The following is a 2,797-nucleotide window of genomic DNA, read 5'->3' on the forward strand; positions in this document are numbered from 1 at the left end:
CACCGCCACCGCCCTCGCGGCCACCGCTGCCGGCGCGGCCGTCCCCGGCACCTGACCGGCCACGGCGCCCGTGCGGGACGCCACCGTGCGCTGAGGCGCCACCGTGCGCGCGGCGGGCGACGAAGCCCGGACCGCCGTACCACGGCGGTCGTACTCGGTGTGCAGAACAGTCAAATCTGGCCCCCTCCTGGAGAAGCCGGCCCGGCCACCCGGCGGACCCCGAACCTCAGGGCTTTCGCCCCACCCGGGACGGCCGACCGTGACGACGGCGATCCGGAAGCGCTGCCCGTGCCCCGGAAACTGCCACCATGCTTCCCGCCCGGGCAGCCTCCCGGCCATCGTGGTCCACCACGAGATCGGACCCGCCGGGCAGTCCCCGCCGATCGGCGGGGGCAACCTTCCCGAGGTCCGGGGTGGTCCCAAGGGCGACGGGCCTGCCCCCGCGACAACCGGAATCGGCCCCTCCGGGCCGATCCCCGGAGACCCACGAGTCCACCCCGGAACCATCACGCCGCGGCGAGAACCGGACTCGTCGGTAACGCGTGGTTGGCACGTCAAGACGTTTTCCCGGTACAACGGCGGATGCTGCCCGATCGGACACCGGCAGGCGGCCGGGAAGGGCAGAAGGGGAGAGAGGGGAAACCGGGGATGAGCACCACCACGTCCACCCACCTCATGGAACGCGAACCGGAGCTCCGGCAGATCACCGACCGGGCCGACGCCGCCCGCCGCGGCACCGGCCACGTCCTGCTGATCACCGGCGCCACCGGAACCGGCCGCACCGCGCTGCTCGCCGAAGCCGCCCGCCTCGCCGCCGCCGACGGCACCACCGTGCTGCGCGCCCGCTGTTCCGCCGAGGAGACCGCCACCCCGTACGCGGCCGCCCGCCAGCTCTTCGACACCGGCCCCACCCCCGCCGGCCCCTACGGCCGGACCTCCGCCGCCGTCGCGCCGACCGCGCACCCCGCCGGTACCACCGACCCCGACGCCGCCGAGGCCACCCTCTGGTCCCTGCTCCGCCTGCACGGAACCCACCACCCGCTGCTGCTCGCCCTCGACGACATCCACCTCGCCGACGAGCCCTCCCGCCGCTGGCTGCGCCAGGTCGCCCGCCGCATCGACCGGCTGCCCGCGCTGCTGATCGCCACCGAACACCGCCAGGCCACCCTCGACACCCCGCCCGGCCGCTTCACCCGCGACCTCACCCCGGACCTCGCCACCACCCTGCGGCTCGCCCCGCTCGGCACCCCGGCCGCCGTCCGGATCGCCCGCCACCACCTCGGGACCGACGCGCCCCCCGGCCTCGCCGCCGACTGCGCCCGCGCCAGCGGCGGCAACCCGCTGCTGCTCACCGCGCTGCTCACCGACCTCGCGTCGGAGGGGACCGGTACGGCGGAGGGGACCGGTGCGTCGGAGACCGGGACCGCGGCCGAGGCCGGCGCCCCGTCCCCGGCCCTGCCCGCCGCCCTGCCCGAGCGCTGCGGCGCCCTGCCCGGCGGCGCCTTCGCCGAAGCCGTCGACGCCTGGCTGCACGGCGCCGGCGACCGGGCCGTCACCGTCGCCCGCGTCCTCGCCCGGATGAGCGAACACCCCGCCGCCGACACCGTCCCCGCCCCCGGAACCCCGCCCCTCGACCCCGTCCCGCTGCTCGCCGAACTCACCGCCGCCGACCCCGGCCGGCTCGCCGGCTGGCTCGCCCACCTCACCCTCCACCGCCTCCTCGACACCCCGGGCCACGGCCGCTGGCCCCGCTTCGCGCACCCCCTGCTCGCCGACGCCGTCCTCACCGGCCACGCCCCCGGCCACCGCGCCGAGGTCCACCTCGCCGCCGCCGAACACCTCCACCGCACCGGCGCCCCCGACGAAACCGTCGCCGGCCACCTCCTGCTCACCCCCGCCCCCACCCCCCGCTGGGCCGCCGACACCCTGCGCCGCGCCGCCCGCCAGGCCGCCGAGGACGACCACCCCGCCGACGCGGCCGCCCTGCTGCGCCGCGTCCTCGCCGAACCCCTCAGCGACCGCCAACGCGGCCTGCTGCTCACCGAACTCGGCGGCCTCGAAGTCACCCTCGGCCCCTCGGAACGCACCGTCGGCCTGCGCCACCTCGCCGAAGCCGTCCACCTCCAGCAGACCGACGAGGGCGTCTTCCGCGCCGCCAACACCCTCGGCGCCGTCCTCGCCACCCGGGGAGACACCCCCGCCGCCCTCGAACTCATGGACGAGCTCGCCCACCGCTTCGCCGACCAGGAGGACGTCCTCCACGCCGTCCAGGCCGCCACCGCCCAGATCGCCGCCCACGACGGCCGCAGCTGGATCCAGGTCGTCGAAGGCGTCCAGCGCCTCGCCACCCGAACCCCCCAGCGCCTCGCCCCGCCCGCCCTCGCCCTGCTCACCGAATTCGACGCCACCAGCGGCCTGCTCTCCGCCGACGAGGTCGCCGACCGCGTCCGCGAACTCGACGACGCGCCCGTCGAGCCGCTCTGCCGCTCCTACCTGCTGGTCTCCCTCGCCACCCTCTCCCAGTGGGCCGACCTCCTCGACCAGGCCGACGAGATCGTCGCCCGAGGCTTCGCCAACTACCGCGGCGGCCCCCTCGACCCCGGCTACCAGTGCCTGCTCAGCGTCCGCGCCGAGACCAGGATCATGCGCGGCGAGTACCAGGCCCTGCTCGACGACTACGGCCTCACCGCCCCCGGTCCCGCCCCCACGACACCGTCCACCGCGCGACCCGCCCCCGCCCCCGCCCCGCGACCCACCGCCCGGCGGTCACCCGGACTGCCCCGGACGCGCACCTGGG

General features: G+C 77.2%; 1 protein-coding gene. It reads left to right on the forward strand.

The window, feature by feature from the left end; genetic code table 11:
- Positions 1–648: 648 nt before the first annotated feature.
- A partial coding sequence (locus ABD308_RS10800) for an AAA family ATPase (protein WP_344331555.1) occupies positions 649–2,797 on the forward strand: 2,149 nt, incomplete at its 3' end.

The sequence above is a fragment of the Kitasatospora putterlickiae genome (genome assembly GCF_039527695.1).
Taxonomy (GTDB): Bacteria; Actinomycetota; Actinomycetes; order Streptomycetales; family Streptomycetaceae; genus Kitasatospora; species Kitasatospora putterlickiae.